Genomic DNA, 3,472 nt, shown 5'->3' with positions numbered 1-3,472 from the left:
GGCAGATATGGATAATGACGGCTTTGCCGACCTTGTTATTTCAGGAACAGAAAATAACTTGCCTACTCTCACAATATATAAAAATAACAGAACTTCTTTTGCAGCAATAACGAGCATTCCAAACATTACGAAACACACTCTGACGGACTTTAATTCCGATGGAGATAGAGATATTTTCTTTCCCGAAACAGGTCGCTTCTATGAAAACAAAACTTCTGTATTCAATAATACTCCAAATGTTCCACATGGATTAGATGCTTCTGTTTTAGAATTAGAAATAGATGAACTCCAACTTTCTTGGAATTTGATTTCTGATGCAGAAACCCCAAGTGAAGGACTGCATTATGAAGTGTATTTTGCAAAAACTCCACTTACAGAATACTCTTATCCTACTTTTTCTACTCAAAAAACAGAGTATGTTGTGTACCCTTCTCCTGATTTTTATTATTGGAGTGTTCGCTCTGTGGATGCGAATATGAAAAGAAGTGAATGGGCTCATCAGCATATTTTTATATTCATAAAAACTACTCCCTCACAAAATACACAATGTAACTCTTTTTCTTTCTCTTGGTCAAAAATACCAAATGTTTCCCTCTATCAATTAGATGTAGCGGAGGATAAAAATTTTACAAAATTTATACCATCGTATCATCAAAAAGAAATAACAGACACTCTGATAACCTTAAGAGGACTAAAAGACAGCACACTTTATTTTTACAGAGTCCGTGCTATTATTGGTAAGTATATAAGTGACTATTCTGCTACTAAAGAGGCAATAACACTCTCGGTTTTTGAAAAAATTATTACTCCGTTTCCACCTACTTTTTTTGGATCGTTTGAATTTGTTGATGCAGATAATGATAATGATTTAGATCTTTTTTTAGTAGGGGCGAATAGCGACATGAAAACAGCTCTTTATAGGAATGAATTACCAAATGGATTTACGAGTACTTCTATCTTTTCTTACTACGATCATAATAATAATAGTACTCCTTTTGATTATAATAACGATGGAAACATAGATATTTTTAATAATTTTTTGTCTACATCTCTTTACATACCAAATCATATAGTATATACCAATAATAACAGGGAAAATAACATTGATTTTGTAATTTCACAACCATTAAAGAACACCTTTTTAGGAAGTATAGATGTTTTTGATGCCACAAACACGGGAAAAAATAACCTATTATTATTTGGGATACAAGGAGAAGAAAACTTTTCCTCATCCATCTCTTTTTACTATAGATACAATGGCACCAGTTTTTTAGAAAGCACTCATAATCCCTTTCTAGGAATGTTTTATAACTCTACCACCTTAGGTGATTACGATAACGATGGGGATTTGGATATATTTGCAACGGGAAGATTTTTTCAAGTGAGAGAAAAAAGTACTTCTCTCTCTTTACTCTATGAAAATAAAAATACAGGATTTGTTTTCTCTGCATCGGATTCATTTCCAAGCTTGGCTGCTACTTCTTCGCAATTTATGGATTATGATAATGATGGCGACTTAGATCTTTTTATATCTGGTCATAATAGAGGTTATCCCGTAAATGGATTCTATCAAAATGATGGGAGAGGAAAGTATACTTCTATCCCTACTTCCATAAGACCTCTGTATAGGAGTAATAGTGTTTTTGGTGACTATGATAATGATGGTGATATAGATCTTTTGGTAAGTGGGCGAGATAGAAGTTTTTTTTATTCTGAACTCTATAAAAATGAGCAGAATACTTTTATATATCATCCATCCCATATCTTACCTGTAGTAGGAAGAGGATCGGGAAAATTTGTAGACTATGATAATGATGGTGACTTAGATATATTTGTTATAGAACCATTTAGTAATACCTCACCAGTCCTCTACCGTAATAACACAGAAGTTAAAAATATAACGGCTACTCCACCTACAAATCTTTCCTCTTCTTTAGTATCACCTTCTAAAGTTATTTTTGTATGGGAAAATGCCCAAGATGCAAACATAATAAAGGAATATACACGTACAGCACACAATGGATTACATTATAACATGTACTTTGGAACGCTCACAAATAAAAATTCCATCAAAACATCTCATGCTGATAATCACACAGGGTTTAGAAGAATCGTAGAAAGAGGGAAAATACAAGGAAATACCTATTATTTAGATAGTATTCCCAATGGTTACTACGTTTGGAGTATGCAAGCAATAGACCAAGGGTTGAAAGGAGGAGCATTCGGAACAGAACAAAGCATACATATTCAAAACAGAACGTTTTTTCAATCTATTACGTTTGACGGAATTACAGAAAAAACCTTTGGAGATGCTCCATTTACCATTTCTGCTACTGCTACGTCGGGTTTGCCTCTCTCTTTTATCTCTACCAATCATAATGTAGCCACTGTGACAGGAAATAATGTCACTATTACAGGAGCAGGTGAAAGCAATATTATTGCTATTCAAACAGGAAATAGTATATACTACGCCGCATATCCCGTTATTCGTCTTTTAAAAATACATAAAACAAAACAAACCATTACCTTTCAACAAATTCCTACACAAACTGTCGGAGTTTCTTTTGTTTTGAATACTTCTTCTACTTCTCTCCTTCCCATTCGGTTTTCTTTCCCTCATGAAAGTAATGCATCCCTGCAAGCAAATACTGTTACAGTTTACCAAACAGGAACTTGGATGGTAACTGCTTTTCAAAATGGAGATTTAGATAGAACATCTGCAGATTCTGTTTCTCAAGCTTTCATTGTTAAATCCAAACAGACCATTACTTTCTTTCCAATAGCTGAAAAAATATATAACGATTCTCCGTTTGCGCTTCATTCGAGAAGTAGTACTTCCATTAAGGTTTCTTATTCTTCCGCCAGCACCAAAGTAACTATAAATAATAATATTATCCGTATAAATGCTGTAGGAACTGCTGCTATTGTGGCTTTTAATAATGGAAGTAATGAATTTTTTCCTACCCATACCACACAAATTCTTACTATAAAAAGAGTAAAGCAGAGTATTACTTTTGATCTTCCACTTTCTAAAACTTTGGGAGATGTTTCTTTCAAAATCAGTGCCTCTTCAGGTTCTCTACCTATAAGTTTCAGAACGACCAATACTATTGTTCGCATACAAAATGATACTGTGATAATACAAAATAGTGGAGTAGCTCCCATAATTGCTTTTCATACAGGAAACCAATATTATGATTCATCAAACGTTATCGGATATATCACCATTATTGACCCTTCCAAAAACAGTCAAACTATTGATTTTCCGGAAATTCTCAATGATACACTCTCCTCGGTAAGAAATAACATAGTACTAATGCTTACAGCAAAGGCTTCTTCATCACTTCTCGTACAATATGCTGTAGGAACGAATAACGGACTGTCTCAAAATACTTATACTATACAAAATCCAGGAATCTATACCATTACTGCTTTGCAAGATGGAGATAGTGTATTTAATCCCGCTCCTCCC

At 33.9% G+C, this 3,472-nt stretch carries 1 protein-coding gene; it reads left to right on the top strand.

Features of this window, described 5'->3' with window-relative positions:
• Positions 1–3,472 (top strand): VCBS repeat-containing protein (locus tag QM536_09620; GenBank protein MDI9357268.1); only part of this gene is annotated, 3,472 nt, incomplete at both ends.

It is taken from the genome of Chitinophagaceae bacterium (assembly GCA_030053935.1).
Taxonomy (GTDB): Bacteria; Bacteroidota; Bacteroidia; order Cytophagales; family JASGCU01; genus JASGCU01.
The sequence above is the reverse complement of the archived record's forward strand: the minus strand, read 5'-3'. Positions and strand labels throughout refer to the sequence as shown.